At 68.7% G+C, this 25,087-nt stretch carries 30 protein-coding genes; 17 read left to right on the top strand and 13 right to left on the bottom strand.

Going from position 1 to position 25,087, the window contains the following annotated elements; translation table 11 throughout:
• The first annotated feature begins 102 nt into the window (after window positions 1–102).
• Together nadE and ACWGO6_RS14220 are read left to right on the top strand one after the other, a co-directional pair.
• Window positions 103–921: an ammonia-dependent NAD(+) synthetase gene (gene nadE, locus ACWGO6_RS14225; protein WP_136042985.1), complete on the top strand. Its 819-nt coding sequence runs from the start codon at window positions 103–105 to the stop codon at window positions 919–921.
• An 89-nt stretch (window positions 922–1,010) separates the two neighbouring features.
• Window positions 1,011–4,481 (top strand): TM0106 family RecB-like putative nuclease, encoded by a 3,471-nt coding sequence (locus ACWGO6_RS14220; protein ID WP_452327010.1) that lies wholly within the window; start codon window positions 1,011–1,013, stop codon window positions 4,479–4,481.
• A gap of 101 nt (window positions 4,482–4,582) precedes the next feature.
• Here ACWGO6_RS14220 and upp read toward each other — a convergent pair whose 3' ends face one another.
• On the bottom strand, window positions 4,583–5,215 hold the full coding sequence (gene upp, locus ACWGO6_RS14215) for a uracil phosphoribosyltransferase (RefSeq protein WP_021198071.1): 633 nt from the start codon (window positions 5,213–5,215) through the stop codon (window positions 4,583–4,585).
• A gap of 94 nt (window positions 5,216–5,309) precedes the next feature.
• On the opposite strand from upp, the gene ACWGO6_RS14210 reads away from it, so the two are divergent.
• Window positions 5,310–5,765: a nucleoside deaminase gene (locus ACWGO6_RS14210; RefSeq protein WP_136042983.1), complete on the top strand. Its 456-nt coding sequence runs from the start codon at window positions 5,310–5,312 to the stop codon at window positions 5,763–5,765.
• A 28-nt stretch (window positions 5,766–5,793) separates the two neighbouring features.
• Here the strand turns inward: ACWGO6_RS14210 and ACWGO6_RS14205 are convergent, their stop codons facing one another.
• Both ACWGO6_RS14205 and ACWGO6_RS14200 read right to left on the bottom strand, forming a co-directional pair.
• Window positions 5,794–6,219 carry a hypothetical protein gene (locus ACWGO6_RS14205; RefSeq protein WP_136042982.1) on the bottom strand — a complete coding sequence of 142 codons (426 nt, stop codon included), beginning with the start codon at window positions 6,217–6,219 and terminating at the stop codon, window positions 5,794–5,796.
• A 12-nt stretch (window positions 6,220–6,231) separates the two neighbouring features.
• Window positions 6,232–7,203: a cation diffusion facilitator family transporter gene (locus ACWGO6_RS14200; protein ID WP_136042980.1), complete on the bottom strand. Its 972-nt coding sequence runs from the start codon at window positions 7,201–7,203 to the stop codon at window positions 6,232–6,234.
• A 59-nt stretch (window positions 7,204–7,262) separates the two neighbouring features.
• Here ACWGO6_RS14200 and proC point away from each other — a divergent pair, with 59 nt between their 5' ends.
• Both proC and ACWGO6_RS14190 read left to right on the top strand, forming a co-directional pair.
• Window positions 7,263–8,102 carry a pyrroline-5-carboxylate reductase gene (proC, locus tag ACWGO6_RS14195; protein ID WP_452327009.1) on the top strand — a complete coding sequence of 280 codons (840 nt, stop codon included), beginning with the start codon at window positions 7,263–7,265 and terminating at the stop codon, window positions 8,100–8,102.
• A gap of 3 nt (window positions 8,103–8,105) precedes the next feature.
• Window positions 8,106–8,393 (top strand): DUF1905 domain-containing protein, encoded by a 288-nt coding sequence (locus tag ACWGO6_RS14190; protein WP_136042977.1) that lies wholly within the window; start codon window positions 8,106–8,108, stop codon window positions 8,391–8,393.
• 13 nt (window positions 8,394–8,406) lie between these two features.
• Here the strand turns inward: ACWGO6_RS14190 and ACWGO6_RS14185 are convergent, their stop codons facing one another.
• The 4 genes from ACWGO6_RS14185 to ACWGO6_RS14170 form a co-directional block, all read right to left on the bottom strand.
• Entirely contained in the window at window positions 8,407–9,999 is a 1,593-nt protein-coding gene (locus tag ACWGO6_RS14185; protein ID WP_452327008.1) for a hypothetical protein, read from the bottom strand.
• On the bottom strand, window positions 9,981–10,757 hold the full coding sequence (locus tag ACWGO6_RS14180) for an ABC transporter ATP-binding protein (protein WP_136042973.1): 777 nt from the start codon (window positions 10,755–10,757) through the stop codon (window positions 9,981–9,983). The genes ACWGO6_RS14185 and ACWGO6_RS14180 overlap by 19 nt, the downstream gene beginning before the upstream one ends.
• Before the next feature lie 78 nt (window positions 10,758–10,835).
• Window positions 10,836–11,507, bottom strand: a complete 672-nt coding sequence (locus tag ACWGO6_RS14175) for a potassium channel family protein (RefSeq protein ID WP_021198064.1) — start codon at window positions 11,505–11,507, stop codon at window positions 10,836–10,838.
• Entirely contained in the window at window positions 11,500–12,930 is a 1,431-nt protein-coding gene (locus tag ACWGO6_RS14170) for a TrkH family potassium uptake protein (RefSeq protein WP_136042972.1), read from the bottom strand. Before ACWGO6_RS14170 ends, ACWGO6_RS14175 begins: the two co-directional genes overlap by 8 nt.
• 106 nt (window positions 12,931–13,036) lie before the next feature.
• On the opposite strand from ACWGO6_RS14170, the gene ACWGO6_RS14165 reads away from it, so the two are divergent.
• Window positions 13,037–13,444, top strand: a complete 408-nt coding sequence (locus ACWGO6_RS14165) for an ArsR/SmtB family transcription factor (protein WP_136042971.1) — start codon at window positions 13,037–13,039, stop codon at window positions 13,442–13,444.
• 209 nt (window positions 13,445–13,653) lie between these two features.
• On the opposite strand, the gene ACWGO6_RS14160 is transcribed toward ACWGO6_RS14165, so the two are convergent.
• Both ACWGO6_RS14160 and ACWGO6_RS14155 read right to left on the bottom strand, forming a co-directional pair.
• The gene (locus tag ACWGO6_RS14160) at window positions 13,654–14,481 is read right to left on the bottom strand and encodes an ABC transporter permease (RefSeq protein ID WP_136042970.1); all 828 of its coding nucleotides are present in this window, start codon (window positions 14,479–14,481) and stop codon (window positions 13,654–13,656) included.
• Window positions 14,478–15,371 carry an ATP-binding cassette domain-containing protein gene (locus ACWGO6_RS14155; protein WP_205820376.1) on the bottom strand — a complete coding sequence of 298 codons (894 nt, stop codon included), beginning with the start codon at window positions 15,369–15,371 and terminating at the stop codon, window positions 14,478–14,480. Before ACWGO6_RS14155 ends, ACWGO6_RS14160 begins: the two co-directional genes overlap by 4 nt.
• A gap of 103 nt (window positions 15,372–15,474) precedes the next feature.
• Between ACWGO6_RS14155 and ACWGO6_RS14150 the strand changes: the two genes are divergently transcribed.
• The 11 genes from ACWGO6_RS14150 to ACWGO6_RS14100 all read left to right on the top strand — a co-directional run bounded on the left by ACWGO6_RS14150 (window position 15,475) and on the right by ACWGO6_RS14100 (window position 21,901).
• On the top strand, window positions 15,475–16,407 hold the full coding sequence (locus ACWGO6_RS14150) for a TetR/AcrR family transcriptional regulator (protein WP_452327007.1): 933 nt from the start codon (window positions 15,475–15,477) through the stop codon (window positions 16,405–16,407).
• A 39-nt stretch (window positions 16,408–16,446) separates the two neighbouring features.
• The gene (locus ACWGO6_RS14145) at window positions 16,447–17,370 is read left to right on the top strand and encodes a cyclase family protein (RefSeq protein ID WP_452327006.1); all 924 of its coding nucleotides are present in this window, start codon (window positions 16,447–16,449) and stop codon (window positions 17,368–17,370) included.
• Window positions 17,371–17,445: 75 nt separating this feature from the next.
• Complete coding sequence (locus tag ACWGO6_RS14140; RefSeq protein ID WP_452327005.1) at window positions 17,446–17,637, top strand: helix-turn-helix domain-containing protein; 192 nt, start codon at window positions 17,446–17,448, stop codon at window positions 17,635–17,637.
• 18 nt (window positions 17,638–17,655) lie between these two features.
• Window positions 17,656–18,141 (top strand): hypothetical protein, encoded by a 486-nt coding sequence (locus tag ACWGO6_RS14135; protein WP_136042967.1) that lies wholly within the window; start codon window positions 17,656–17,658, stop codon window positions 18,139–18,141.
• A 112-nt stretch (window positions 18,142–18,253) separates the two neighbouring features.
• Window positions 18,254–18,352, top strand: a complete 99-nt coding sequence (locus ACWGO6_RS14130) for a 30S ribosomal protein bS22 (RefSeq protein ID WP_003792170.1) — start codon at window positions 18,254–18,256, stop codon at window positions 18,350–18,352.
• Between the two features lie 78 nt (window positions 18,353–18,430).
• Window positions 18,431–18,733: a rhodanese-like domain-containing protein gene (locus ACWGO6_RS14125; RefSeq protein ID WP_136042966.1), complete on the top strand. Its 303-nt coding sequence runs from the start codon at window positions 18,431–18,433 to the stop codon at window positions 18,731–18,733.
• Window positions 18,730–19,026: a glutaredoxin family protein gene (locus tag ACWGO6_RS14120; RefSeq protein WP_136042965.1), complete on the top strand. Its 297-nt coding sequence runs from the start codon at window positions 18,730–18,732 to the stop codon at window positions 19,024–19,026. The genes ACWGO6_RS14125 and ACWGO6_RS14120 overlap by 4 nt, the downstream gene beginning before the upstream one ends.
• Complete coding sequence (locus tag ACWGO6_RS14115; protein WP_136042964.1) at window positions 19,023–19,325, top strand: Dabb family protein; 303 nt, start codon at window positions 19,023–19,025, stop codon at window positions 19,323–19,325. Before ACWGO6_RS14120 ends, ACWGO6_RS14115 begins: the two co-directional genes overlap by 4 nt.
• A gap of 173 nt (window positions 19,326–19,498) precedes the next feature.
• On the top strand, window positions 19,499–20,317 hold the full coding sequence (locus ACWGO6_RS14110) for a basic amino acid ABC transporter substrate-binding protein (RefSeq protein WP_136042963.1): 819 nt from the start codon (window positions 19,499–19,501) through the stop codon (window positions 20,315–20,317).
• A gap of 34 nt (window positions 20,318–20,351) precedes the next feature.
• A complete protein-coding gene (locus ACWGO6_RS14105; RefSeq protein ID WP_136042962.1) occupies window positions 20,352–21,149 on the top strand; it encodes an amino acid ABC transporter permease in 798 nt (265 codons plus the stop codon).
• The gene (locus ACWGO6_RS14100) at window positions 21,146–21,901 is read left to right on the top strand and encodes an amino acid ABC transporter ATP-binding protein (protein ID WP_136042961.1); all 756 of its coding nucleotides are present in this window, start codon (window positions 21,146–21,148) and stop codon (window positions 21,899–21,901) included. The genes ACWGO6_RS14105 and ACWGO6_RS14100 overlap by 4 nt, the downstream gene beginning before the upstream one ends.
• Window positions 21,902–22,002: 101 nt before the next feature.
• Here ACWGO6_RS14100 and ACWGO6_RS14095 read toward each other — a convergent pair whose 3' ends face one another.
• The 4 genes from ACWGO6_RS14095 to ACWGO6_RS14080 all read right to left on the bottom strand — a co-directional run bounded on the left by ACWGO6_RS14095 (window position 22,003) and on the right by ACWGO6_RS14080 (window position 24,950).
• Window positions 22,003–22,182: a YegP family protein gene (locus tag ACWGO6_RS14095; protein WP_136042960.1), complete on the bottom strand. Its 180-nt coding sequence runs from the start codon at window positions 22,180–22,182 to the stop codon at window positions 22,003–22,005.
• A gap of 88 nt (window positions 22,183–22,270) precedes the next feature.
• Window positions 22,271–23,362, bottom strand: a complete 1,092-nt coding sequence (locus ACWGO6_RS14090; RefSeq protein WP_136042959.1) for an ABC transporter ATP-binding protein — start codon at window positions 23,360–23,362, stop codon at window positions 22,271–22,273.
• Window positions 23,359–24,153, bottom strand: coding sequence for an ABC transporter permease (locus ACWGO6_RS14085; protein ID WP_136042958.1), 795 nt, complete (start codon window positions 24,151–24,153; stop codon window positions 23,359–23,361). The genes ACWGO6_RS14090 and ACWGO6_RS14085 overlap by 4 nt, the downstream gene beginning before the upstream one ends.
• Window positions 24,150–24,950 carry an ABC transporter permease gene (locus ACWGO6_RS14080; RefSeq protein ID WP_452327085.1) on the bottom strand — a complete coding sequence of 267 codons (801 nt, stop codon included), beginning with the start codon at window positions 24,948–24,950 and terminating at the stop codon, window positions 24,150–24,152. Before ACWGO6_RS14080 ends, ACWGO6_RS14085 begins: the two co-directional genes overlap by 4 nt.
• Between the last annotated feature and the right edge of the window lie 137 nt (window positions 24,951–25,087).

The raw sequence follows: 25,087 nt of genomic DNA, 5'->3' as shown, positions 1-25,087 counted from the left end.
TTCTCTCAGGTCGAGACTGACAGGAGCATGCGAGCGCCGCGGCGTCACCCTGACGTAACACGGAAGGGAGATACTGGGTCCAGGAAACGAGCGGAGGATCACATGTCGTTGCAGCAGCAGATCTCTGAGGACCTCGGCGTCAGGGCCGAGATCGACCCCGAAGCCGAGACCGAGCGTCGCATCGGTTTCCTCGCCGACTACCTGCGCACGACCGGAGCGAAGGGCTACGTGCTCGGCATCTCCGGCGGGCAGGACTCGACGCTGGCCGGTCGCCTGGCCCAGCTCGCCGTCGAGCGGGTGCGGGCCGAGGGCGGCGAGGCGAAGTTCCTCGCCGTGCGTCTGCCGTACCGCGTGCAGCACGATGCCGACGATGCTCAGGCCGCGCTCGCCTTCATCGCCCCGGACGCCTCTGTCGAGGTCAACATCCAGAACGGCGTCGACGGTGTCGAGGAGGACATCGAGTTCGCGGTCACGAGCGACATCAGCGACTTCAACCGCGGCAACATCAAGGCGCGCGTCCGGATGGTCACGCAGTACGCGCTCGCAGGCCACGACGGACTTCTCGTGATCGGCACCGACCACGCGGCCGAGGCGGTGACGGGCTTCTACACGAAGTTCGGCGACGGCGCGGCCGACATCCTCCCGCTGTCCGGCCTCACCAAACGCCAGGGACGCTCGCTCCTGCAGTTCCTCGACGCCCCGGATCGGCTCGCGTTCAAGGTGCCGACGGCCGACCTGCTCGACGGCCAGCCCGGTCGAGCCGACGAGGACGAACTCGGTCTCACCTACGAGCAGATCGACGACTTCCTCGAGGGGCGTTCGGTCGACCCCGAGGTCGCCGGTCGCATCGAGGCGCGGTACCTCGCCACGCAGCACAAACGACACCTCCCGGTGACCCCGGACGACAGCTGGTGGCGCTGACCGCCCGCTCGCCTCTGCGGGAGTGCTCCGCTTCGCGTCGTGTCTGATGTCGCGGATAGTGTCGAAGCATCCGACAGAACGGGAGCATCGTGCGGATCGACACTCAGGCGCAGCGCGTCATCTGGAGCGCGAGCGACCTCAAGGCGGCCGCCGAATGCGAGTTCGCGTGGTGTCGGGCGATCGACGCGAAGCTGGGACGGGTGTCCGCCGTCGAGGAACCGGAAGACGCGACCCTGAAGCGTGCCGCCGAACTCGGCGACGTGCACGAGCAGAATGTGCTGGCCCGGTACATCCACGACCTCGGTGATGCGCGCGTGCACCGCATCGAGAAGGTGTCGTCGGTCGATGCCGAGGCGCTGGCGGCCGCGATCGACGAGACGGTCAGGGCGTTGCGCTCCGACGCGCTCGTGGTGTTCCAGGCGGCCTTCGCCACCGACGAGTTCGTCGGTTTCGCCGACTTCCTCCGCAAGGACGACGACGGCCGGTGGCGCGTCCAGGACTCCAAGCTGGCACGCAAGGCCCGCGTCACCGCCCTCATGCAGCTCGCGGCATACGTCGACCAGCTCGACCGGCTCGGCATCCCGCGGTCCGATGAGGTCGACCTCATCCTCGGCGACGGCACGCTCAGCACGCATCAGGTGGATGACCTCCTCCCGCTCTTCCAGGTGCGGCGGGCCCGGCTGCGGGCACTCATCGCCGACCGTCGCATCGCCGACGGGGCGACCGGCGAGCCGCTCGCCTGGGGAGACGATCGGGGCGATCTGCAGGTCGTGGCCTGCGGGCGCTGCGCGACCTGCGAGGAGCAGGTGCTCGCGCATCGGGATCTCCTGATGGTGGCGCGGATGCGTCCCGTGCAGCGCGCGCGGCTGCGGGCATCCGGCATCGAGACGATCGATGACCTGGCCGAAGCTACCGCGGCGCCGGCCGGCATGAATGTCGACACGTTCGAGACCCTTCGTGCCCAGGCGCGGCTGCAGCTGCTCGCCGATGCCGAGGGGCGGCCCACCTACGACGTGCACTATGCACCGGCGATCCACACCCTCCCGCTTCCCAGCCACGGCGACATCTTCTTCGACTTCGAGGGAGACCCTCTCTACACCGAGCCCGCCGCCGACGGAGAAGGGCACTGGGGCATCGACTACCTCTTCGGCTGGGTCGACAACGCCGACCAGTACTCGGCGCTGTGGGCGCACACCTTCGCCGACGAGAAGCGGGCGCTCGAGACGTTCCTCGACTTCGTGAATGCACGCCGGATCGCCCACCCCGGCATGCACATCTACCACTACGCGCCCTATGAGACCTCGCACCTGGTGGCGATGGCAGCACGGCATGGTGTGCGCGAGGGCGAGGTGGATCGGCTGCTGCGCGAGGGCGTGTTCGTCGACCTGTATCCGCTTGTGCTGCGGACGGTGCGCGTCGGTTCGCGTTCGTACTCGATCAAGAAACTTGAGCCGCTGTACATGGGCGAAGACGTGCGGACCAGCGACGTGCAGAAGGGCGACGACTCGATCGTGCAGTACGTCGCGGCTCGTGAGCTCGCGGCTGCGGGGGAGCAGGCCGGGGCCGACGCGGTGCTGGCAGACCTCGCCGACTACAACCGCTACGACTGCGTGTCGACCAGGCGCCTGCGCAACTGGCTGATCGACATCGCACGCAAAGAGGGCGTCACACCGGCGCCGCCGGACGAGGCCGACGAGGTCATCTACGAACCGTCGCCGCGCTCGGTCGCGCTCCTCGCCGATGCCGAGCGTGCCGTCGAAGCGGGCGACGACGGGCTCGTGCATCGCCTCGCCGCCGCCGCGATCGACTACTTCCCGCGCGAGGCGAAGAGCTTCTGGGTGTCGCATTTCCAGCGGCTGCGCGAGCCGGTGACGATGTGGGACGGTACGCGCGACGTGGTGCGCGTCGACCGCCCCTCCTCGACGGTCCGTCGCGACTGGAGCATCGGAGAGGGGCGCCGGGTGATGTCCCGCGACGTCGAGATCCGCGGCGAGGTGTCACCGGGCACCACTCTCGGTGCCGGGTCGCAGCCGTTCGCGCTCTACGGTGTTCCCGCGCCGTTCGACACCGAGGTCCCCTCGCGCGCAGTGCACGTGCCGCACACCGTCACGGTGGCGGAGGTGCTCGACGACGGTTACCTCATCACCGAATCGGCGGTCCAGGGGCAGACGTGGGACGAACTGCCGCTCGCCCTCACTCCAGCCGCGCCGCCGCGTGTCGTGTCTCTTCAGGGAGCGATCGACGAGTGGGCCGATGCGGTGCATGCCGCAGCTCCGGGGTTCCCGCACGATGCCGCGACCGACATCCTCCGCCGGATTCCGCCGCGCACCGTGTCGGGGAATCCGCTGACCGCTGCCGGCGACGACACGGTCGACGCGATCGTGTCCGGGGTGCTCGACCTCGACGACAGCTATCTCGCGGTGCAGGGCCCTCCCGGAACCGGGAAGACCTACACGGGATCCCGTGTCATCGCGCGCCTCGTGAACGAGCACGGCTTCAAGGTCGGCGTCGTCGCGCAGTCGCACGCGATCATCGAGACCCTGCTCGAGCGGGTCGTGGCCGACGGTGTCGCACCGGCTCAGGTCGCCAAGGCCCCGAAAGACCCGAACGGGGAGCACTCGTACACGACGATCCCGAAGACCGGGATGGCGTCGTTCCTCTCCGAGCACGCCGGTGAGGGTGCCGTCGTGGGCGGGACGGCCTGGGACTTCAGCAACACCCAGCGCGTCGACCGCGGCGGACTCGACCTGCTCGTGATCGACGAGGCCGGTCAGTTCTCGCTCGCCTCGACCATCGCGGTCGCCGCCGGTGCGAGGAGGCTCCTGCTCCTCGGAGATCCGCAGCAGCTTCCACAGGTGAGCCAGGGCGCCCACCCCGAACCGGTCGACGCCTCCGCGCTCGGGTGGGTGATGGACGGCGACCCGGTCGTGCGGCCGGAGTACGGCTATTTCCTGGCGCGCTCCTGGCGGATGCATCCGTTCGTCGCGGCCCCGGTATCGAAGCTCGCCTACGCCGGGCAGCTGGCGTCAGCCCCCGGCACCGAGCTGCGGTCGGTCGACGGGATCGACGCCGGCCTGCACGTGATCCCGCTGCGGCATCGTGGCAACTCGACGCAGTCTCCCGAGGAGGCCGCGGAGGTCGTCCGGCTGGTCCGCGACCTGGTCGGGCGCACCTTCACAGACAACGACGCGTCCCGGTCGGCGAGGCCGCTGGTGCCCGCCGACATCATCGTGGTCACGCCGTACAACGCGCAGCGTCAGCTGGTGCTCGATGCGCTCGCGGAGGCGGGGTATCACGATGTCCCGGTCGGCACGGTGGACAACTTCCAAGGCAAGGAGGCGGTCGTCTCGATCACGTCGCTCGCGGCCTCCAGCGGGCGGGATGCACCCCGCGGCCCGGAGTTCCTCCTGCTGCAGAATCGACTGAACGTGGCGATCTCGCGGGCTCAGGCGGTCGCCTACCTGATCCATTCGCCGGCGCTGCTCGACGATCTTCCGTATACGCCGGAGGGGGTCGCTCGCCTCAGCGCTTTCGCACGTCTGGTCGGCGCAGCGGACTGAGCATTGCGCGGTCCGCCGGCCTCTGCGGCCATGACCGCGCAGCCGATGACCGCGCAGCCCAGGACTGCGCAGCCCATGACCGCGCGAGGGACAGCGTCGGGTCAGACCGTGCCGTAGAGGCGATCGCCCGCGTCGCCGAGCCCGGGAACGATGTAGCCCTTCTCGTCGAGACGCTCGTCGAGTGCGCCGAGCACAAGGGTCACATCGCGGTCGCCGGCCATGGCCTCGATCGCGGCGACACCCTCGGGCGTGCCCAGCAGGCAGATCGCGGTGACGTCCTTCGCGCCGCGGTCGAACAGGAACTGGATCGCTGCGGCGAGCGAGCCGCCGGTGGCGAGCATCGGGTCGATCGCGAAGCATTGACGGTCACTGAGGTCGTCGGGGAGACGCTCGGCGTAGGTCGTGGGCTCGAACGTCGTCTCGTCGCGGACCATTCCGAGGAACCCGACCTCGGCGGTCGGAAGAAGCTTGACGAGGCCTTCGAGCATGCCGAGGCCGGCCCGCAGGATGGGCACCACGATCGGGCGCGGCTCCGAGATCTTGACCCCTGTGGTCGTCGTGACCGGCGTGGTGATCTCGATCGGGCTCACCTTCACGTTGCGGGTCGCCTCGTACGCGAGCAGCGTGACGAGCTCCTCCGTCAACTGCCGGAACACCGGCGAGGGGGTACGCGCGTCGCGCAGCACCGAGAGCTTGTGAGTGATGAGAGGGTGGTCGGCCACGTGAACGCGCATGGATACAGGGTAATGCGCCGCGCCTTCGGGAACGACATCGAGGCCGTCGGCTGTCGTCTCCGGCCACGATCGGCAGCTGTCGTAGGCTCGACGCATGACCGCTGCCGACGACCTCGCGATGCGGCGGGCCCTCGAGCTCGCGGCCGAGGCTGCTGCGGCGTCGGAGATACCCGTCGGCGCCGTGGTGCTGGACCCCGTCGGGCGGATCGTCGCCGAGGGCCGCAACACCCGCGAGGCCACGAACGATCCGACCGGGCACGCCGAGGTCGAGGCGCTCCGTCGGGCGGCGACATCCGTCGGCTCCTGGAATCTCGAGGGACACACGCTGGTCGTGACCCTCGAGCCGTGCATCATGTGCGCCGGTGCGATCCTCCAGGCCCGCGTCGGTCGGGTGATCTTCGGCGCCTGGGACGACAAGGCGGGTGCGGCCGGCTCGATGTACGACGTGCTGCGCGACCGGCGGCTGCCCTACCGCGCCGAGGTGATCGGCGGCATCGAAGCGGACGCCGCGACCGCACTGCTGCGGACGTTCTTCGAGCACCGTCGCTGAGCCCCGGAAGCCCGCAGCCGGGAGAGCGTCAGCCCTCGACCTCGACGGTCCACCACGCGACGTCGACCAGGCACAGCCCGTCATCCGTCGCTCGGTAGAAGACGTCTCCCGGGTACTCCTCGCCGCTGACCACCCGCTCCTCGCCGAGGGAGAGATTGATGCTCCAGTCCGGATCCAGCACGGCCTGGTCCGGCCAGTACTCGGCGACGAAACGCTCCGGCTCCTCAGCCGATAGCCCTTCCCAGTCGGCCGGCTCGCGCAGCTCCGGATCGTGACCCTCACAGACGTACACGTCGGCGTCGCCGGAGGCCGCCGCATCGATCAGGCCTTCGGTGGACTGGATCACCGCGGCGCCGTCGGCTCCCCAGATCACGGTGTCCATCGAGCAGGCCGAGAGGCCGACGGTGAGTGCGGCCGCGGCGCCGACGGCCAGGACCAGCTTCGTGCGCCTCATGGAGCCCGGGCCTCAGTCCGACGACTTCAGCACGAAGACGTCGGTCGACGGCTCCGGGTCGATCGCCGGGCGGTACACGTCCGGCTCGATGTACACGATGCGCGCGACCGGCACGGCTTCGCGGATGCGGGCCTCGATCGCGTTGATGTCATCGGCGGCTTCACGCAGCGGCTTGTCGGCGTTGAGGGCGATCTTCGCGGCGACCATCAGCTCGTCCGGGCCGAGGTAGAGGGTCTTCATGTGGATGATCTTCTCGATCTCGTCGCCGGCGTTGATGGCGTCCACGATCCGGTCGTGATCGGCCTGGGTCGCGCCCTCGCCGACGAGGAGGCTCTTGGTCTCGACGCCCAGCACGATCGCGATCAGCACCAGCAGCACGCCGATCATCACGGTGCCGAGCGCGTCGAACACGGGGTTCCCGGTGAGCAGCGTGAGGCCGACGCCGAGCAGGGCGAACGTGAGACCGGTCAGCGCGCCCACGTCCTCGAGCAGCACGACCGGCAGCTCGGGCGCCTTCGAACGGCGCACGAACGACACCCACGACTGTCCCTTCTCCCGCACGAGGTTGCTCTCGCGGACGGCCGTGCGCAGCGAGAATGACTCCAGCCCGATCGCGACGACGAGCACGACCAGGGGCAGCCACCACCAGGTCTTGTCGAGCTCGTGCGGGTTGGTCAGCTTCTCGACACCCTCGTAGATCGCGAAGAGACCGCCCACCGAGAAGAGGATGATCGAGACGACGAACGCGTACACGTAGCGCTCGCGGCCGTAGCCGAACGGGTGGGCGCGGTCGGCCTCGCGTCGCGCTTTGCGTCCGCCGAGCATGAGCAGCAGCTGGTTGCCCGAGTCGGCGACCGAATGGATCGCTTCCGCGAGCATCGAGGCGGAGCCGGAGAGGGCCCAGGCGAGGAACTTCGCGAGGGCGATGCCCAGGTTCGCCAGGAACGCCGCGACGATGGCCTTGTTGCCTCCGGATGCACTCATGGGACGAGTCTAGAACCGCCCGCCCGAGGTTGCGGGAGTGCCCGCCGTAGGATGACGACATGGCTGATTCGCTTCCTTCTCTCGCTTTCCTGGGTGCCGGCTCGATGGGCGGTGCGATCCTCCGAGGAGTGGTCGCCTCCGGCATCCGGATCGACGGCGGGACCATCGCGACGAACCGCACTCCGGAGAAGGCCGAGGCATTCGCCGACCTCGACGGGGTGACCAGTGTCGCGCTCGCCGAACGGCCGGACGGCAATGCCGAGGCCGCCGCGCAGGCACGGATCGTGCTCGTCGGCGTCAAGCCCGCGATGGTGCCCGACCTGCTCCGCGAGATCGCACCGCACCTCGCGCCCGACGCGATCGTGGTGAGCGTCGCCGCCGGCGTCACGCTCGACACCTTCGCCGCCGTGCTCGGTGCCGACGCCCGCGTCATCCGCTCGATGCCGAACACGCCGTCGACCGTGCGCAAGGGCGTCACCGGCCTCGCCGCAGGTTCCGCCGCCACTCCCGAGGATCTCGCCCTCGTCCGTCGGCTGTTCGAGACCGTCGGCGCCGTCGTCGAGCTCCCGGAGTCGCAGATCGATGCGCTGTCCACGATCTCGGGCTCCGGACCCGCGTACGTGTACCTGCTGATCGAGGAATTCACGAAGGCCGCTGTCGGCATGGGCTTCACCGAGGCCGATTCCCGGCTGATGGTCGAGCAGACCTTCATCGGCGCGACCGCCCTGCTCGACGCCTCGGGGGAGGACCCCGCCGAGCTGCGTCGTCGCGTCACGAGCCCCAAGGGAACAACCGAGCGCGCGGTCGCCGTGCTGCAGGACGCGCACCTCGACCGCACCTTTGCGGATGCCGCGGCCGCAGCCCTCGCACGGGCGAAGGAACTCGCCGCCGGGGCCTGAGCCATGCAGCTGCGGATCGGGGGACCCATCTGGTACTGGCGGGGACCTGCGCCGTTCCACTTCGTCACCGTGCCGCCTGCCGAGAGCGAGATGATCCACGACGTCGCGTCGATCGTCACGTACGGGTGGGGGATGATCCCCGCATCCGTCACCATCGGCTCCACGACCGTGACGACGGCCCTCTGGCCGAAGGACGGCGGCTACATCGTGCCGATCAAGAAGGTGCTCCAGGACCGCGAGGGCCTGGGCGTCGATGACGTGGTCGAGCTCGTCCTCGACATCGACGCCTGAGCCTCGCGTCCGGTCAGCTCTCGCTGGAGACCTCGGCGAGCACCTCCGGCCAGCGCCGGTTCAGGATGCTGCCGCCCAGCATCGTCCCGCCCCACAGGGCCACGGCGCCGAGCACGACGCCGCAGACGAGACTCACCCAGCCGAACGCGGGAGTCCAGATGCCCGCGATCGCGAAACCGAACGCCGGTGCCCCGAGCACGAGCGTGATCGGTCCGATGATGATCATCGCCAGCAGCGACTGCACGCCACCGGACGAGCCGCGGCCGAGGGGGTTCGCCTCGGGGGCGGGCGCACGACCGGGAAGGAAGCTGCCGACCCACGCCCCAGCGCCTGCCGAGATCGCCGTCAGGCCGAGGGCGGATCCGATGCTGCCCGGGAGCAGGTCCATCCGACCCGCGATCAGGCAGGTGGCCACGCACAGCAGCAGCGTCACGGGAATCGCGATCAGCCCGAATCCGAGCAGTCGTCCTGCCCGGTCGGCCGCGCCGCTGACGCCGCTCAGGATGTGCGCGGCGACCGCGTCGTTGTCGTAGGCGATCGCCATCTGCACGACGGTGCCGGTGAGAAGGGCGTTGATCGTCGGGATGAGGGTGATCGCGGGGCCGAATCCGATGGACTCGTCCTGCAGCCCGTTCATCAGGGACAGGCCGATGAAGATCGCGGGCAGCAGCAGGAGCATCACGATGTTGACGATCTGCCGGGGATCGCGTCGGAAGTACCGCAGCGTGCGGGCGGCGATCGCCCCCACCGGACTGGCCGGCAGCACCCGATCGAGCAGCCCGACCGAGCGCACGCGTCCGCCGCCGGTGTCCTGGATGGGGGCGACCAGCCGCGCAGCGAGCAGCCCCTGTGCCGCGAACCACAAGGCGGCGACCGTGGCGAGGGCGATGACCAGGCGGAGTGCCGCAGCCGGGAAGTCGCCCTGAGCGACGGACCCGGACACGCCGAAGACAGCACCGACCGGCGTCCACGCGGCGATGTCCGCGATGGCGGTGAACGCTCCGCCGACGTCGTTCACCCGGACCAGCGCGCCGATCCCCACATTGAGCAGGACGCCGGACGAGGAGAGGAGCACCACGCCGACGATCACGACAAGGTCGCGGGCGCTGCGTCGGGCGAGCCAGCCGGCCAGCACACCGCTCACGACGCGGGCGCCCAGCACGCAGGTGGCGATGGCGACGGGGATCATGATGAGCGCGGTCAGCAGCGCGGGCAGGCTCACCGACCAGCCGAGGAGCATGAGGAGCAGAGCGACGGTGGTGCCGATGCCGCCTACCGTCGTCGCCCCCGCGACCACGAAGCCCGGCAGCAGGGAGCGTGCCGTCAGGGGGAGCAGCGCGAATCGTTCGGGTGCGAGCGAGTCGTCGGCGCTGACCAGGATCGACCCGATCCACCAGCCGAGGACGATGACCGCCCCCGCCAGGACGATCACCGTGACGGCGGCGTCGGGAGCGGCGATCCGCAGCGCCACCAATCCTGCGGCGAGGCCGGCGAGGAAGCCGAGGGCGATCAACCCCGTGATGACCAGGGTGACGATCATCCACGGATTCCGCGACAGCTGATGGCGCAGCTGCCGCCAGCGCAGGCTTACGAGGAGCGCAACCATGCGAGCGTCTCCGTCCCGAGGTCGTGTGCCCCCACGAGGGCGAGGAACCGCTGCTGCAGCGAGAGTCCGGCGCGCACCTCATCCAGAGTTCCGTGCGCGAGAAGGCGGCCCTCCGCGACGATCGCGACCCGGTCGCACATCGACTCGACGAGCTCCATCACGTGGCTCGACAGCACCACGGTGCCACCGCCGTCCACGAACGCCCGCAGGATCTGCCGGATCGTCTCGCCGGACACCGGGTCGACGGCTTCCAGCGGTTCGTCGAGGATCAGCAGGCGGGGCGCATGGATCAGTGCGCAGGCCAGGCCGATCTTCTTGCGCATGCCCGCCGAGTAGTCGACGACGAGCCGGTCCCGGGCGTCCGTGAGGCCGAGCGCGGCGAGGAGTTCGTCACTGCGCGAGACGACCTCGGCTTCGGGCATGCCACGGAGGAGCCCGGTGTAGCGCAGCAGCTCGGCGCCGGTGAGGCGGTCGAGCATGCGGATGCCGTCGGGCAGCACACCCATCCGCGCCTTCGCGTCGGCGGGGTTCTGCCACACGTCCGCGCCGAGCACCCATGCGGCACCGGCATCCGGTCGCAGCAGGCCCGTGGTCATGGCGAGGGTCGTGGTCTTGCCCGCACCGTTCGGGCCGAGGAGTCCGAGCATGGACCCGGCCGGCACGTCGAGGGAGAGGTCGTCGACCGCGATCTTCTGCCCGAACTGCTTGCGGAGCCCACGGAGGGCGAGGACGGGAGGGGCCGCTGCGTTGTCGGTCATGCGTCCCATCCCATCACGGGGACGCATGACGGGGCATCCGCCGCGAGGGGGAGTCGAGCTATCGAATGTATCCGGGCGTCAGCGGTCGAGGCCGGCGAAGCGCTCGATGTCGCTGTTGGTGCCCGAGACGATGATGAGGTCGTGGTTCGTGACGATGGTGTTCGCCTCGGCGTAGCGGAACGGCTTGCCGGGGCTCTTCACACCCACGACCGTGACCTTGTACTTCGAGCGCACGCCGGACTCGTTCAGGCCGACGCCGCGGATGAACTTCGGCGGGTACATCTTGGCGAGGACGAAGTCGTCGTCGAAGCGGATGAAGTCGAGCATGCGCCCGCTCACGAGGTGCGCCACGCGCTCACCGGCCTCGCGCTCCGGGTAGATGACGTGGTTCGCGCCGACGCGGGCGAGGATCTTGCCGTGCGACTGCGAGACGGCCTTGGCCCAGATCTGCGGCACCTTCAGGTCGACCAGGTTCGCGGTGATCAGCACGGACGCCTCGATCGACGAGCCGACGGCGACGACGGCGACCTGGAAGTCCTGAGCGCCGATCTGGCGGAGGGCGTCGATGTTCTTCGCGTCGGCCTGCACCGTGTGGGTGACCCGGTCCGACCACTTCTGCACGAGCTCGAGGTTGTCGTCGATCGCGAGCACCTCGCGGTCGAGGCGGTCGAGCTCTCCGGCGCACGCGGCGCCGAACCGACCGAGACCGATGACGAGGACGGGAGCGTCGCCCCGGAGGACTTCAACCAACGATCGGCCTTTCCACGGGCAGTGAGTAGTACTGCGTTCGCGATGTCGCGGCGACCGCCGCGGCGAGTGTCACTGTACCAACGCGGCCCATGAAGATGGTCGCTGCCAGCACGTAGGAGCCGGAGTCCGGCAGTTCGGCGGTGAGACCCGTCGACAGGCCGACGGTCGCGAACGCCGAGATCACGTCGAAGAGCACGTGACTGATGTCGGCCTTCGTGATCTGCGCGATCACGATGGTGGACAGGGCGACGATCGTCGCTCCCCAGGCGACGACGCTGAGCGCCACGCGCTGCACGTCGCTGGGGATGCGCCGGCCGAAGGCCTCGACCGACTGGCGGCCCTTGGCCTCCGACCAGACGGCGATCGCGAGCACGGCGAGAGTGGTGACCTTGATGCCGCCGGCGGTCGATGCGGAGCCGCCGCCGACGAACATGAGCATGCTGGCGGCGAGCAGGGACGAGCCGTTCAGGTCGTCCATCTCGATGACGTTGAAGCCACCGGACCTGGTCATGGCGGAGAGGAAGAACGCCTGGAAGGTCGTGTCGGCAGCATCCATCGACCCGAAGGTCTTCGGGTTGTCGTACTCGAGGATGAGGAACGCCGCGGCCCCGAGCACGAACAGCAGCACGGTGGTGACGAGCGTCAACTTGCTGTGCAGCGACCACCGCTTCACGTGCCAGACGTGCTTGGCGAGGGTGTAGATCACGGGGAAGCCGATGCTGCCGAGGAAGACACCCACCATGAGGAGGAACAGCACCAGATAGTCGTCCGCGAAGACCGCCACGCCGCCGTCGTTCGGGGCGAATCCGGTGTTCGTGAACGCCATCGCCGCGAAGTAGGGGGCCTCCCAGAGCGCGGCGATCGGGTCGACCTTCGCCATCACGAGCGCCGGGTAGAGCAGCGCCGCCAACGATGCTTCGATGATGAGCGCTGACACCGCGACCGTGGTCAGCAGCTGGCCGACCTCGCCGAGCCGCACGGTCTGGCTCTCGTTGACCACGCCGCCGTGTGCGCGGAGGGGGTTGGTGTCGCCCGCCGCCAACAGCTTGGCCCGCAGTCCGAGCCGCTTCGAGATCAGCATGCCCATGAGGGACGCGAGCGTGAGGACGCCGAGCGCGCCGATGTTCACCCCGAGGAAGATCAGGACGTGGCCGAACGGCGACCAGTGGTTGGCCATGTCGACGGTGGCGAGGCCGGTGACGCAGATGGTCGAGACGGCCGTGAAGAGCGCATCGCTCAGTGGTGTGACGGTGCCGCTCGCGGACGCGATCGGCAGTGACAGCAGCACCGTGAAGACCAGGATCAGCAGCGCGAACACGACGATCGCGAAGCGGGACGGCGACGACGTGACGAGGTGCTTCACCCGTCCGGCGGCACCTCTGAGGGCCTGTCGTGGGGACGACGCCGAAACGATGCCCGACATCGCTGCCCCCTCGTGATTCTCTCTCGTCCGCACACCGCGGACACCCGGCGCCAGTCGCCGAGCCTTCGTCATGGTACTCCGTGCCGGAGCCGACTACCCTGATCACATGACGGACATCTTCGACGTGATCGCAGACGGTACGAGGCGAGACATCCTCCAGCTCCTGCTGCGACGTACGACCGAAGGAGAGACGGGCACCAGCGTCAGCCAGATCGTCGCCGATCTCGGCATCAGCCAGCCCACCGTGTCGAAGCATCTGAAGGTGCTGCGCGACGCCGAGCTGGTCTCCGTGCGCGAAGACGGACAGCGTCGTTTCTACAGTCTCGCGGTCGAGCCGCTCGAGGTCGTCGACGACTGGCTGGTGCCGTTCCTCGTCGACGCATACGGCGACGAAGCTCCCGACATCGACTACCCCGTGCCGGACAGTGCCGCGCACGCCGCCGAGGTCGTCGGTCGCGCCGCGGCTTCCGCGAAGCATGTCGTCGCCAACGCACTCAAGCGCCTCGGAGCCTGACCCCTCGTCCTGACCGGAATGAGTCCCGGGGGAACGCCTCGCCCCTGACGACCGGGGGGCAAGTCGTCAGGGGCGATCCGCAGGTCCCCAGACCCGCGTGGACTCGGCGGGGTCGGTGCGAGTCCTGTACCGACCATCGCAGTCTCGTCTGAGCGAACGGCACGGAGCGCCTATGGCTCAGCTGGGATCCGAGCCGTGGCGGAAGGCAATCACCGGCGGCCCGCCTTGCGGCGGAAGAGCCACGCGCCCCACGTCACCGCGATCAGCAGGATGACCAGGCACCAGCCGATGGCCCACCATGCCTCGCCCTGCAGCGGCGTATCCATCAGGAGGGAGCGGATCGTCTCGACGATGGGGGTGATCGGCTGGTTCGCCGCGATCGGCTGCAGCCACTCCGGCATGCTCGCGACGGGCACGAACGCGCTGGAGAGATAGGGCAGGAACAGCAGGACGAAACCGTATCCGTTCGCGCCCTCGGGGCTTCCTGCCGCGAGCCCGATGGCTGCGAACAGGTACGTGATCGCGAGGATGTACAGGGTGATGAGGCCCGCCAGCGCGATCCACTCCCCGAGGTTCGCGGTCGGCCGGAACCCGACCAGTACGCCGACGCCGATCACGATCGCGGTGGCGATCAGGTTCCGCAGCACACTGGCGACGACGTGCCCGGTCAGCACGGCGCCCGCTCTCAGCGGCATGGTGCGGATGCGGTCGATGATGCCGGTGCGCATGTCGTTCGCGACATACACGGCGGTGGACGATGCACCGAAGCCGGCGCAGGTCAGGATGATGCCCGGCACGACGTAGTCGACGTAGGCGCCCGACGGGTCGATGGCGCCGCCGAAGACCCACGTGAACATGAGCATGAGCATCACGGGCAGCATGATCGCCATCAGCAGCGATTCACCGTCGCGGACGGAATGACGCAGGCTCCGTCCGACGAAGACGGCCTCGGCGGTGAAACCGCGCAGTCGCGGACGGGGAGTGGGAGCGGAGGGGGCGGATGCCGTCGCTCGAGGCGCGGCCAGGGTGATGTTCATGCGTTCTCCTTCACGGGGCGAGGGGTGGAGGCAGGGGAGGTGACGGCGAGGAAGACGTCGTCGAGGGTGGGGCGGCGCAGCGTGACGACGCCGTCGGCGCCCTCCTCGTCGAGCAGGTCGAGCGCTCGCCGCAGGTCGGCGACCGTGCCGTCGGTGGGGATCTCGCGGTTGAGCACCCCGTGGTCGTCATGGAGCTCGACCGTGTCCCCGCCGATGCGCGCCTTCAGCTCCGCCGGTGTGCCGAGCGCGGCGATGCGACCGTCGTGCAGCACCGCGATCCGGTCGGCGAGCTGGTCGGCCTCCTCGAGGTACTGCGTCGTCAGGAACACCGTGGTGCCGGAGGCGGCGAGCATCCGGATGATGTCCCACAGATCGCGGCGGCTGCGGGTGTCGAGGCCCGTGGTCGGTTCGTCCAGGAACAGCACTTCGGGTGTCACGACGAAACTCAGGGCGAGGTCGAGACGGCGGCGCATTCCCCCGGAGAACGTGCGCACGGTGCGAGTGGCGGCATCGGTCAGGTCGAACTGGGCGATCAGGTCGGCGGCACGACGCTTGGCCGCGGCGCGGCCGAGGCCGGCGAGTCGGGCGAACATCACCACGTTCTCCGTCGCCGTCAGCGCGTCGTCGACGGCGGCCGCCTGACCGGTGAGGCTGATACGGCGCTGCACCTCGACCGCGTGCGTGCGCACGTCCCACCCGGCGACGGTCGTGGTGCCGGCGTCGGCGGCGGTGAGGGTGGTGAGGATGTTGATCGTGGTCGTCTTGCCGGCGCCGTTGGGTCCGAGCAGGGCGAAGACCTCCCCGCGTCCGACGGTGAAATCCAAGCCGTCGACGACGGTCTTCTTGGCGAATGCCTTGTGCAGGCCTCGTACCTCGATGGCTGTATCCATCAGGTGATCCCTTTCTGTGTATGGAGAAAACTGTGTATGGGCAACGCAACTGTGTATGACGGTAACACACTGTTTATTAAATAAACAGAAGTAGGATGGGCGCATGACTGAGACCGAGCCGCCGGAGCTGCCACGGGGGATCGCGCTCGCCTGGGGCGTCGCCGCGAATCCGCAGCGCGGACCCAAGCGGGAGATGAGCGTCGAGAAGATCGTCGACGCAGCCGTCGAACTGGCGGATGCCGAGGGAATCGGCGCCGTGTCCATGGCGGCGGTGGCGGCGAAACTCGGCTTCACGCCGATGTCGCTCTACCGCTACGTGACCGCGAAGGACGACCTGCTGCTGCTCATGCAGGAGGAGGCGACGGGTCTTCCTCCCGAGAGTCACCTCGAGGTCGACGGATGGCGCGGGCGACTGCTGGCGCTGTACGAGGCGCAGATCCTGCTCTACCTCCGTCACCCCTGGATGCTGTCGCTGCCGATCACCGGCTCACCGATCACGCCGAACAGTTCCGCATGGATCGATGCGGGGCTCACGGCCCTGGAAGAGACGCCGCTGACGGCAGAGGAGCGGCTGGCCGTCGCGCTCGCGATGACGGGGCACGCCCGCTGGTGCGGGATCGTGCAGGCCGGCTACACGGAACAGGCCCGCGGCAGCGGACTCACACCGGACGAGGTCTCGGCTCGGGAGGCGGCACTCTTCGACCGGGTGATCACGTCGGAGGAATTCCCGGCTCTGCGGCGCGCGATCGATGAAGGCGTGTTCCTCTCCGCGGCCGATCCGTTCCGCTTCGGGGTCGAGCGGACACTCGACGGCGTGGCCGCCTACATCGCCGGACTCGATCGCGCCGAGCCACGGTCCGCAGCGGCCGAGTGGGTCGATCTCGATCCCGCGGAGCTCGCCGGTGATCGTCGGCTCAAGGACGCGCAGAAGGCTGTGCGTGACGCGGAGAAGGCTCTGCGTACGGCTCACAAGATCGAGCGGCAGGCGCTTCGCGACGCGCGGGAGCGATTGGCCAAGGCCAAGAAGTCGGTCTGATCCTCCCGCGGCGTCGGCAGTCTTCGCCATGATGAGGACATGACGGCCGAATACAGAGCGCACTTCGACTTCACGATCGCCTTCGCGAACGGAGGCGGCATCACCGGCGACGCATTCCGTCTCGACCTCCCGCATCCGGACATGACGTCCCAGGAGATCGGCGCGCTCCTCATCCGGCATCTCGGGCTGGCGCTGGTGAGCAGCGTCGAGCTCAGCGGACTCCGCATCGTCGAAGAGCCTCACCGGGGCAGTCGAGGCGTGCAGACGGTCCGCGATTCGGTCGAGGACGCGGTGATCGACCTGAGTCATCCCATCGAAGCGGGGCTGGTGACGTACCCGGGGCTCCCCGCGCCGACGATCACCCCGTTCCTCACCCGCCAGGACTCCCGCACGAAGTACGCGCCGGGAACCGAGTTCGCGATGGACGTCATCACGATGATCGGCAATACCGGCACGTATCTCGACTCGCCTTTCCATCGATATGCCGAGGGTGGCGACCTCGCCTCGCTGGACCTGCGGACCCTCGTCGGGCTGCCCGCCGAAGTGTTCCACTTGCGCGATGCATGGACGCCGGAGCAGCGCGGCATCCGCGCGGCCACCCTCGCCGACCGCGATCTCCGCGGGTCTGCTGTCCTGCTCGACACGGGGTGGGACCGACACTTCGGCGCGCCCGAGTATGCCCACGGCGCGCCGTACCTGGCGGAGGACGCCGCTCGCTTCCTGGCCGACGCCGGGGTGCGTCTCGTCGGCATCGACTCTCTGAATATCGACGACACCGAGAGTGGAGGAGAGCGCCCGGCGCACAGCATCCTGCTGGCGGCCGGAGTGCACGTGGTGGAGCATCTGACCCGCCTGGATGCTCTTCCGGCTCGGGGCGCTCACTTCACGGCGGCACCGCCGGCGGTGCGCGGGTTTGGTACGTTCCCCGTCCGCGCGTTCGCGACCGTGCGCTCTTCCCGCTGATCACAAGAGCCACACGGGTTTACATGCGTCCCAGCTACCCCATAGAGTGTGCACATCGAGAAAGGGGTACGTGGGATGCCCGAGGTTCCAGATGTCCGATTCCTCACGGTGGCCGAGGTCGCCGAAATGATGCGCGTGTCGAAGATGACCGTCTACCGGCTGGTCCACGCCGGGGAGCTGCCGGCCGTTCGCTTCGGCCGCAGCTATCGCGTGCCCGAATCCGCCGTGGCCGACGCGCTGCAGCGGCCCATCGCCGACGTCGGTTGAATCCCGGGAGAAGCCGCCGTGGACGTCAGCACGTTCTACGCTCTCTTCTCCACCACGTGCTTCACGCTCACGGGACTCTGGTGGAACGTCGTCCGCGCTCGCCGTGACTGGACCGCGAATCCCGCGATGCGCCGGACCATCGGCGGCATCTACCTCTCCTTCTTGCTGCCCGCCCTGATGGGGCTCTTCGCGCAGGTCGGCGGCGCCGAGACCCCGATCCTGTGGCGTCTGTCCTTCGTCGTCGTCGCGATCGTGGGCGGCGTCTCCATGATTCGCCTGGTCGCGCAGGCCGGGAAAGACGGGACGCCGAGGTCGGTGCGCTGGATCCAGGCCGGCACCGTGGTGGTGTACGCGGCGGTCGCCGTGATCGGAGTGGCGCCCCACCTCGTCGCCCCGTTCGGACTCACCGGCATCCAGGTCGAAGCGCTCCTGCTCATCGGGCTCGTCGCCCTCGGGCACGCCCTCGTGTGGCGGTTCCTGGTGACGGACGAGGTTCCGGAGTGAGGCCGGACGGCGGAGCCCGTCGGATTTGCTAGACTGACCCGAGGCATTTTCCGTGCCCGTACCCGGGTGTCCGATTTCGGCGACACCCAGCCACTGACTTAGTGAGGTTTCCGTGGGTTCTGTCATCAAGAAGCGCCGCAAGCGCATGGCGAAGAAGAAGCACCGCAAGCTGCTTCGCAAGACTCGCCACCAGCGTCGCAACAAGAAGTAAGCGACCAGACACGAGCGCCTGTCTTCGGACGGGCGCTTTGTGTCTCTGCCCGCAGCTCCGTACCGCCGAGAGGAAGCCATGAAGTCGATCACCGTCACCGAACTCGCCGAGCGGTCGGGCGTCCCGCTCATCGATGTGCGGGAGGTGGACGAGTTCGCCGCGGGTCACGTGCCGGGCGCCGTCAACATCCCCATGTCCGAGATCGGCAACCGGCTCGATGAGCTGCCGGCGGAATCGTTCGACGTGATCTGCCAGGCCGGCGGTCGCTCGGCTCGGGTCGTCGAGGCGCTGGAGTCGCGCGGCTTCGATGCCACCAACGTCGAGGGTGGCACGGGGGAGTGGATCTCCCAGGGGCGCGCTGTCGAGGTGCCGTCGGCGTGACCACGCTGACTCTGATCCGCAAGCCCGACTGCCACCTGTGCGAGGTGGCCTCCGACGTGATCGACGCTGTCGTCGCCGAGCTGCCCGACGCCGCGGCGGAGCAGATCGAGATCGTCGAGGCGTCCATCCAGGATGACCCCGGGCTGTACGAACTGTGGTGGGAGAAGATCCCCGTCGTCCTGATCGACGGCGACCTGCACGCGCACTGGCGGGTGTCGCCCGACCGGTTGCGCGAGGCGCTGGAGGCCGCGGTTCGCGGCGAGGCGCAGATCGAGACGAAGGAGTCCCTGTGACCATCCGCCATGTCGTGACGTGGAAGCTCGCGGCCGAAGACGCCGCCCTGCGCGCAGAGCAGGCGGCCGAGGTCGCTCGTCGCCTCAACGCCCTGCATGGCGTCGTGCCGCAGCTGCTCTCGATCTCCGCCGGCGCCAATGCGGCATACCCGGAGACGAACTGGGACGTGACGCTCGTGGCCGACTTCGCCTCGGTGGCCGACATCGACGCGTACCAGGTGCACCCTGCGCATGAGGAGGTCGCCGGCTACATCCGCTCGGTGGTCGCTTCCCGCGTCGCGGTCGACTTCGAGCTCTGAGACGGCGTCGCATCCGCTGCGGCACTCGATTTCACGGCTTGGGCGCCGTGCACTTGCAACCCAAACGTGATACGTCCGCTGCCCCATGTCATTGGTCACGCGACGAGCCGCATGTTTAGATGTTCTCCTACCCGTCCGTGGGCATACCCCGCCCTCGTCCTTCAGGAGCCGACATGACTCGTCGTAACCTCATCGCCGGTCTCGCCCTCATGGCGACCGCCACTCTCGCGCTCGCCGGCTGCGCGACCGGTTCGTCCGATGCGGGCAGCAGCGACGCTCCCGCCGCCGGCGACGAGTACGGCCTGGCGGAGGCGGGCACGCTCTCCGTGTGCTCCGACGTGCCCTACCCGCCCTTCGAGATCGAGGACACGAGCTCCGAGTCCGGCTACTCGGGCTTCGACATCGACCTGCTCACCGCGATCGCCGAGAAGCTCGACCTCAAGATCTCCGTCCAGGACGTGGCCTTCGACCCGCTGCAGTCGGGCGCGATCCTCGTTTCGGGCCAGTGCGACATCGGCGCCTCCGCGATGACGATCACCGAGGAGCGCAAGGCGAACATCGACTTCTCCGACCCGTACGTCGACTCGCTGCAGTCGCTGCTGGTCCGCACCGACTCGGGCATCGAGTCGATCGACGACCTCGACGGCAAGAACGTCGGCGTGCAGCAGGGCACCACCGGCGAGTCCTACGCGACCGAGAACGCCAAGGGCGCCCAGCTGGTGCAGTACGGCGGCGACGGTGAGCTGTGGCCGGCGATGCAGGCCGGTCAGATCGACGCCATCCTCCAGGATCAGCCCGTCAACTACGTCCACGAGCAGGAGAACTCCGACTACAAGATCGTCGAGACGTACCCGACCGACGAGTCCTACGGTTTCGCCTTCGCCAAGGGTGAGAAGGACGAACTCCGCGAGGCCATCAACAAGGCGCTCAAGGAGCTCCAGGACGACGGCACGTACCAGGAGATCTACGACGAGTACCTCGCGGCCAAGTGACCGGCGGAGTCGGTAGAGCGGGAGGACCTCGACGATGGCGTTGAGGCGCACGACCAAGGCCAAGCTGTATCGGTATTCCGTGTATGCGGTGCTGCTCGCGATCGCCGTCTGGGCGATCCTGACCACCGACTGGGCGAAGATCGGACCGCTGTTCTTCAACCCTGAGGTCGCGGCGAAGATGTTCCCCGGGATCATCACGACCGCCCTCGTGAACACGCTGTGGTTCACGGCGGTGGCGTTCGCGGGGGGCTTGCTCCTCGGGGTGCTGCTCGCCCTGATGAAGTTGTCGGTCATCGCGCCGTTCCGATGGATCGCGACGGTGTGGATCGAGCTGTTCCGCGGGCTCCCCGCGATCCTGACGATCTTCGGCATCGCCTTCATCCTGCCGATCGCGGTGGGCGTTCCCGGGACGAAGCTCGGCGGACCGGTCGTGCTCGGACTGATCGGTCTCGTCCTCGTCGCCTCGGCGTACATGGCCGAGACGATCCGCGCCGGCATCCAGGCGGTCCCGAAGGGGCAGACGGAGGCGGCGCGATCGTTGGGCATGTCGCCCCTGAAGACGACCTTCTGGATCATCGTGCCGCAGGGGTTCCGGATCATCATCCCGCCCCTGACCAACGAGTTCGTGCTGCTCTTGAAGGACACGTCTCTGCTGTTCATCGCCGGGTCCTTCATCTGGTCGAAGGAGCTCACGAACTTCGCCCGCGATGCGAGCACCCAGAACGCGAATGCGACGCCGCTCATCATGGCGGCGATCCTGTACCTGATCGTGACGATTCCGCTCACGCGCTTCAGCGCGTGGCTGGAGCGACGGATGTCGAGGCAGCGATGATCACCGAGAAGATCGATGTGCACGCCCCCGCGATCGACGTGCAGGGGCTCGTGAAGTCGTTCGGCGACAACGAGGTGCTCAAGGGCATCGACCTCACGGTCACCAAGGGCGAGGTCGTCTGCGTCATCGGACCCTCGGGCTCCGGCAAATCGACCCTGCTGCGCTCGGTGAACCTGCTCGAGGAGCCGACCGCCGGTCGGGTGCTGATCGAGGGGATCGACATCACCGACCCCGACGTCGACATCGACGCGGTGCGCACCCGTATCGGCATGGTGTTCCAGAGCTTCAACCTGTTTCCGCATCTGGATGTGCTCGGCAACCTCACTGTCGCGCAGCAGCGGGTGAAGAAGCGCTCGAAGAACGAAGCCGAACTGATCGCACGCGCCATGCTTGAGCGCGTCGGACTGTCCGAGAAGGCGGACGCCTACCCCGGACACCTTTCCGGCGGGCAGCAGCAGCGCGTCGCGATCGCCCGTGCCCTGTGCATGAACCCCGACATGATGCTGTTCGATGAGCCGACGTCGGCACTCGACCCCGAGCTGGTCGGCGAGGTGCTGCAGGTGATGCGGTCGCTGGCCGACGAGGGCATGACGATGCTCGTGGTCACGCACGAGATGGGCTTCGCCAGAGAGGTCGGCTCGCGCCTGATCTTCATGGACGGCGGGCACATCGTCGAAGAGGGAGACCCCCGCGAGGTGCTCGCGAACCCGCAGCATCCGCGGACGCAGGACTTCCTCTCCCGCGTGCTCTGAGGTTGCGGCGACAGGGTCCGCCGAGACCCCGCCTTCACGTCGAGACCCCCTGTTGCAGATGTCTGCAGCAGGGGGTCTCGGCGTGAAGTGGGGGTGTCGAGCTAGTCGGTCTCGACGACCTCGGCGTCGGCGGCGTTCCGGCGGACGGAGTCGATGCCGTTCAGTGCCGCCGCTTTCGACGAGTAGCCCTCACCCGTCGCGATGACCTCGCCGTTGCCGGCCTTCAGACGGAACCGGTACTCGCCGGACTTGTCGGTGTACAGCTCGAACGTGCCTGCCATGAGGCGTCCTTTCTCTTCTCTTCGATGGAGGGAGTCCGCCCTCGCGGCTCACGCTAGTGGTCCCGGTATATCGGAGGGAAGAGCAGCCTCACCCGCGTGGGTGCACGGCGACGGGCTCCGGGGCGACCGCGATGCGCACGCGCTCGCCGAACGACGGATGGATGCCGGGGGCGTGCTGCACCCGGACCAGCTCGCCGGACTCGGTGCGGACCAGCGTGCGCCGCATGCTGCCGAGGAAGGTGCTCTCCTCGACCAGGGCCTCGGTGGCGGCGTCGGCTGCGGAAGCGAAGTAGACGTTCTCGGGTCGCAGATACACGTCGACCGGGCCATCCGCCGGGGACTGCAGCGGAAGTCGCTGACCCCACACCAGCACGTGGTCGCCCTCGGCGACACCCGAGACGACGCTGGAGAGCCCCACGAAGGCCGCGACCCCCGCTGTGGACGGGGTCGTGTACAGCTGCTCCGGAGAACCGATCTGCTCGATCCGCCCCGCGTTCATCACCGCGATCCGGTCGGAGACGGCCAGCGCCTCCTCCTGGTCGTGGGTGACGAAGACGGTCGTGATGCCGAGGCGCAGCTGGATGCGGCGGATCTCATCGCGCAGCTGCACGCGCACCTTCGCATCCAGCGCCGACAGCGGCTCGTCGAGCAGGAGCACCTTGGGCTCGGTGACCAGCGCCCGCGCGAGCGCGACCCGCTGCTGCTGTCCGCCGGAGAGCTGGTGCGGGAAGCGGTCGGCGAAGTCGGCGAGACCGACGAGAGCGAGCGCATCGACGGCTCGGCGCGAAGCCTCCGCCTTGCCGATCCCACGCCGACGCAGGCCGAAGGCGGTGTTCTCCGCGACCCGCAGGTGCGGGAACAGCGAGTACGACTGGAAGACCATTCCGATGTCCCGCTTGTTCGTGGGCACTCGCGACACGTCGCCACCGCCCAGGAGCACGGCACCCGCGTCCGCGCCCTCGAGTCCGGCGAGCACCCGGAGCAGCGTCGTCTTGCCGCATCCCGAGGGGCCGAGAAGCGAGACGAACTCACCGGGCGCGATGTCGAGGTCCACCCCGTGCAGCACCCGCGTGCCGGCGTAGCTCTTGACGATCCCCTGAAGCTCGACGCGGGTGCCCTCGCCCGCCTGGGCGAGCAGCAGATTGTCCTTGGTGCGCGGCAGCGCGTGGTCGAGGGTCATGAGCGGGCCTTTCCGGTGCCGCGGGCGACGCGGCCGATGACGAGGAGCAGGAGGAAGACGAACACCAGTGCCAGCAGGGTGAAGATCGCCGGCGCGTAGGGGTCCTGCTTGTTCACGACCACCATGGCGGTCTGGAAGACCTGGCGGTTCAGGAGCGAGGCGATCGTGAATTCCCCGAGCACCACGGCGATGGAGATGAGGGATGCGGCGAGCAGGCCCTGACGAAGGTTCGGGGCGAGCACCTTCAGCACGACCGTCGGCCAGCTCGCACCGAGCGATCGCGCCGCCTCGGAGAGGGTGCGCAGGTCGGCCGCATCGATCGATGCCTGGATGGACCGGAACGCGAACGGCAGCACGGTGACGCCGTAGGCGAAGGCGAGCGTCCAGGTGCCGGTTCCGAAGGCGCGGCCGATCTGCAGGTAGATCGGGGCGAGACCGACCACGAGCACGATGGCGGGGATCGAGATCGGCAGCAGCACCGCGAACTCGAACACGGGCTTGAGCTTCCGGAAACGGAGGTTGACCAGGATCATGGTCGGCGCGAGCAGCAGCAGCACGATGGCGACCGTGACGACCGCGAGGATCAGGGAGTTGCCGAGGCCCGTCCAGATCGGCTTGAGGGTCGCCGCTGCCGCGGGGTCGAACAGCGCGCTCCAGCGGACGAACGACAGCCCGCCTTCGGGATCGCGGAGAGTGAAGAGGAAAGTCGACACCAGGGGCACGGCGAAGAACGCGCCGATCAGGATGCCGATGACCCAGCGCGTCGCGAGGGAGGGGCCGAGTCGGTTCACGACTGCCACCTCGCCGCGCGTCGCTGCACCAGGGAGTACAGGGCCATCACGATGCCGACGATGACGATCATGCCGAGCGCGAGGGCGCCGGCGAGGTTCTCCCGCCCGAGCACCGTCTCGCTGGTGAGCGCCGTGCGGATCTGCAGCGGCACGATCTGCGCGCCCTGACTGGCGAGGGCGGCGGCAGTGGCGTACGACGAGAACGCGTTCGCGAAGAGCAGCAGCAAGCTCGCGAGGAACGAGGGAGCGAGCACGGGGATGCCGATCCGCAGCCAGAAGCTCGCGCGGGTGCCGCCGAGCGTGAGGTTGGCCTCGGCCCACTGCGGCTTGAGCGCGGCGAGGGCGGGCATGAATGTGATGACCATGAGCGGGATCTGGAAGTAGATGTACGGGAGGATCAGCCCGGGCAGCTCATAGAGCCAGGTGCCGTTCTCGAAGATGTCGACCCCGAAGGAATCCTTCAGGAAGACCGTGACGACGCCCTGGATGCCGATGGTCGCGATGAACGCGAACGCCAGCATGACGCCGCCGAACTGGGCAAGCACGCCGGCCGCGGCATCCACGGCGGAGCGTGTTCGCGCTTCGGGGTCCATGCCGAGCAGCGCGTAGCAGACGAGGGCTCCGGCCAGGGCGCCCACGACGGCGGTGAGCAGCGAGAGTCCCGCCGAGTTCGCGAACGTGTTCAGTACGACGGGGTCGGCGAGGGCCGACATGTTCGCCCACGTGAACGAGCCGTCCTTCGTGAAGAACCCCGAGCCGATCGCGAGGATGGTCGGGACGGCGAGGAACAGGACGATGTAGGCCGCGAACGGGACGAGCCCGAGCCAGGCGAGAGTCGGAGCGGACCGCCGGGCCCCCCCAGGCGCCCCGGGCCCCCGCGGGGGGGGGGGCGCGGGAACCCGCCCAACGCCCCCCCAGACCGGTGGGGGGGGTC

The organism is Microbacterium sp. NPDC055665, from assembly GCF_053618035.1.
Note: the sequence above shows the minus strand (reverse complement) of the source record. Positions and strands in the feature narration are given on the sequence as shown.

What these genes read in the sequence shown, in the direction of transcription:
- upp (WP_021198071.1), bottom strand. Translation starts at nt 5,215, where the DNA reads ATGCGCGTTCACGTGGCCGACCACCCTCTCATCACTCACAAGCTCTCG.
- ACWGO6_RS14150 (WP_452327007.1), top strand. Translation starts at nt 15,475, where the DNA reads ATGACTGAGACCGAGCCGCCGGAGCTGCCACGGGGGATCGCGCTCGCC.
- ACWGO6_RS14145 (WP_452327006.1), top strand. Translation starts at nt 16,447, where the DNA reads ATGACGGCCGAATACAGAGCGCACTTCGACTTCACGATCGCCTTCGCG.
- ACWGO6_RS14165 (WP_136042971.1), top strand. Translation starts at nt 13,037, where the DNA reads ATGACGGACATCTTCGACGTGATCGCAGACGGTACGAGGCGAGACATC.
- ACWGO6_RS14200 (WP_136042980.1), bottom strand. Translation starts at nt 7,203, where the DNA reads ATGAGTGCATCCGGAGGCAACAAGGCCATCGTCGCGGCGTTCCTGGCG.
- proC (WP_452327009.1), top strand. Translation starts at nt 7,263, where the DNA reads ATGGCTGATTCGCTTCCTTCTCTCGCTTTCCTGGGTGCCGGCTCGATG.
- ACWGO6_RS14190 (WP_136042977.1), top strand. Translation starts at nt 8,106, where the DNA reads ATGCAGCTGCGGATCGGGGGACCCATCTGGTACTGGCGGGGACCTGCG.
- ACWGO6_RS14180 (WP_136042973.1), bottom strand. Translation starts at nt 10,757, where the DNA reads ATGACCGACAACGCAGCGGCCCCTCCCGTCCTCGCCCTCCGTGGGCTC.
- ACWGO6_RS14105 (WP_136042962.1), top strand. Translation starts at nt 20,352, where the DNA reads ATGGCGTTGAGGCGCACGACCAAGGCCAAGCTGTATCGGTATTCCGTG.
- ACWGO6_RS14170 (WP_136042972.1), bottom strand. Translation starts at nt 12,930, where the DNA reads ATGTCGGGCATCGTTTCGGCGTCGTCCCCACGACAGGCCCTCAGAGGT.
- ACWGO6_RS14155 (WP_205820376.1), bottom strand. Translation starts at nt 15,371, where the DNA reads ATGGATACAGCCATCGAGGTACGAGGCCTGCACAAGGCATTCGCCAAG.
- ACWGO6_RS14090 (WP_136042959.1), bottom strand. Translation starts at nt 23,362, where the DNA reads ATGACCCTCGACCACGCGCTGCCGCGCACCAAGGACAATCTGCTGCTC.
- nadE (WP_136042985.1), top strand. Translation starts at nt 103, where the DNA reads ATGTCGTTGCAGCAGCAGATCTCTGAGGACCTCGGCGTCAGGGCCGAG.
- ACWGO6_RS14210 (WP_136042983.1), top strand. Translation starts at nt 5,310, where the DNA reads ATGACCGCTGCCGACGACCTCGCGATGCGGCGGGCCCTCGAGCTCGCG.
- ACWGO6_RS14140 (WP_452327005.1), top strand. Translation starts at nt 17,446, where the DNA reads ATGCCCGAGGTTCCAGATGTCCGATTCCTCACGGTGGCCGAGGTCGCC.
- ACWGO6_RS14095 (WP_136042960.1), bottom strand. Translation starts at nt 22,182, where the DNA reads ATGGCAGGCACGTTCGAGCTGTACACCGACAAGTCCGGCGAGTACCGG.
- ACWGO6_RS14185 (WP_452327008.1), bottom strand. Translation starts at nt 9,999, where the DNA reads ATGGTTGCGCTCCTCGTAAGCCTGCGCTGGCGGCAGCTGCGCCATCAG.
- ACWGO6_RS14160 (WP_136042970.1), bottom strand. Translation starts at nt 14,481, where the DNA reads ATGAACATCACCCTGGCCGCGCCTCGAGCGACGGCATCCGCCCCCTCC.
- ACWGO6_RS14110 (WP_136042963.1), top strand. Translation starts at nt 19,499, where the DNA reads ATGACTCGTCGTAACCTCATCGCCGGTCTCGCCCTCATGGCGACCGCC.
- ACWGO6_RS14125 (WP_136042966.1), top strand. Translation starts at nt 18,431, where the DNA reads ATGAAGTCGATCACCGTCACCGAACTCGCCGAGCGGTCGGGCGTCCCG.
- ACWGO6_RS14100 (WP_136042961.1), top strand. Translation starts at nt 21,146, where the DNA reads ATGATCACCGAGAAGATCGATGTGCACGCCCCCGCGATCGACGTGCAG.
- ACWGO6_RS14205 (WP_136042982.1), bottom strand. Translation starts at nt 6,219, where the DNA reads ATGAGGCGCACGAAGCTGGTCCTGGCCGTCGGCGCCGCGGCCGCACTC.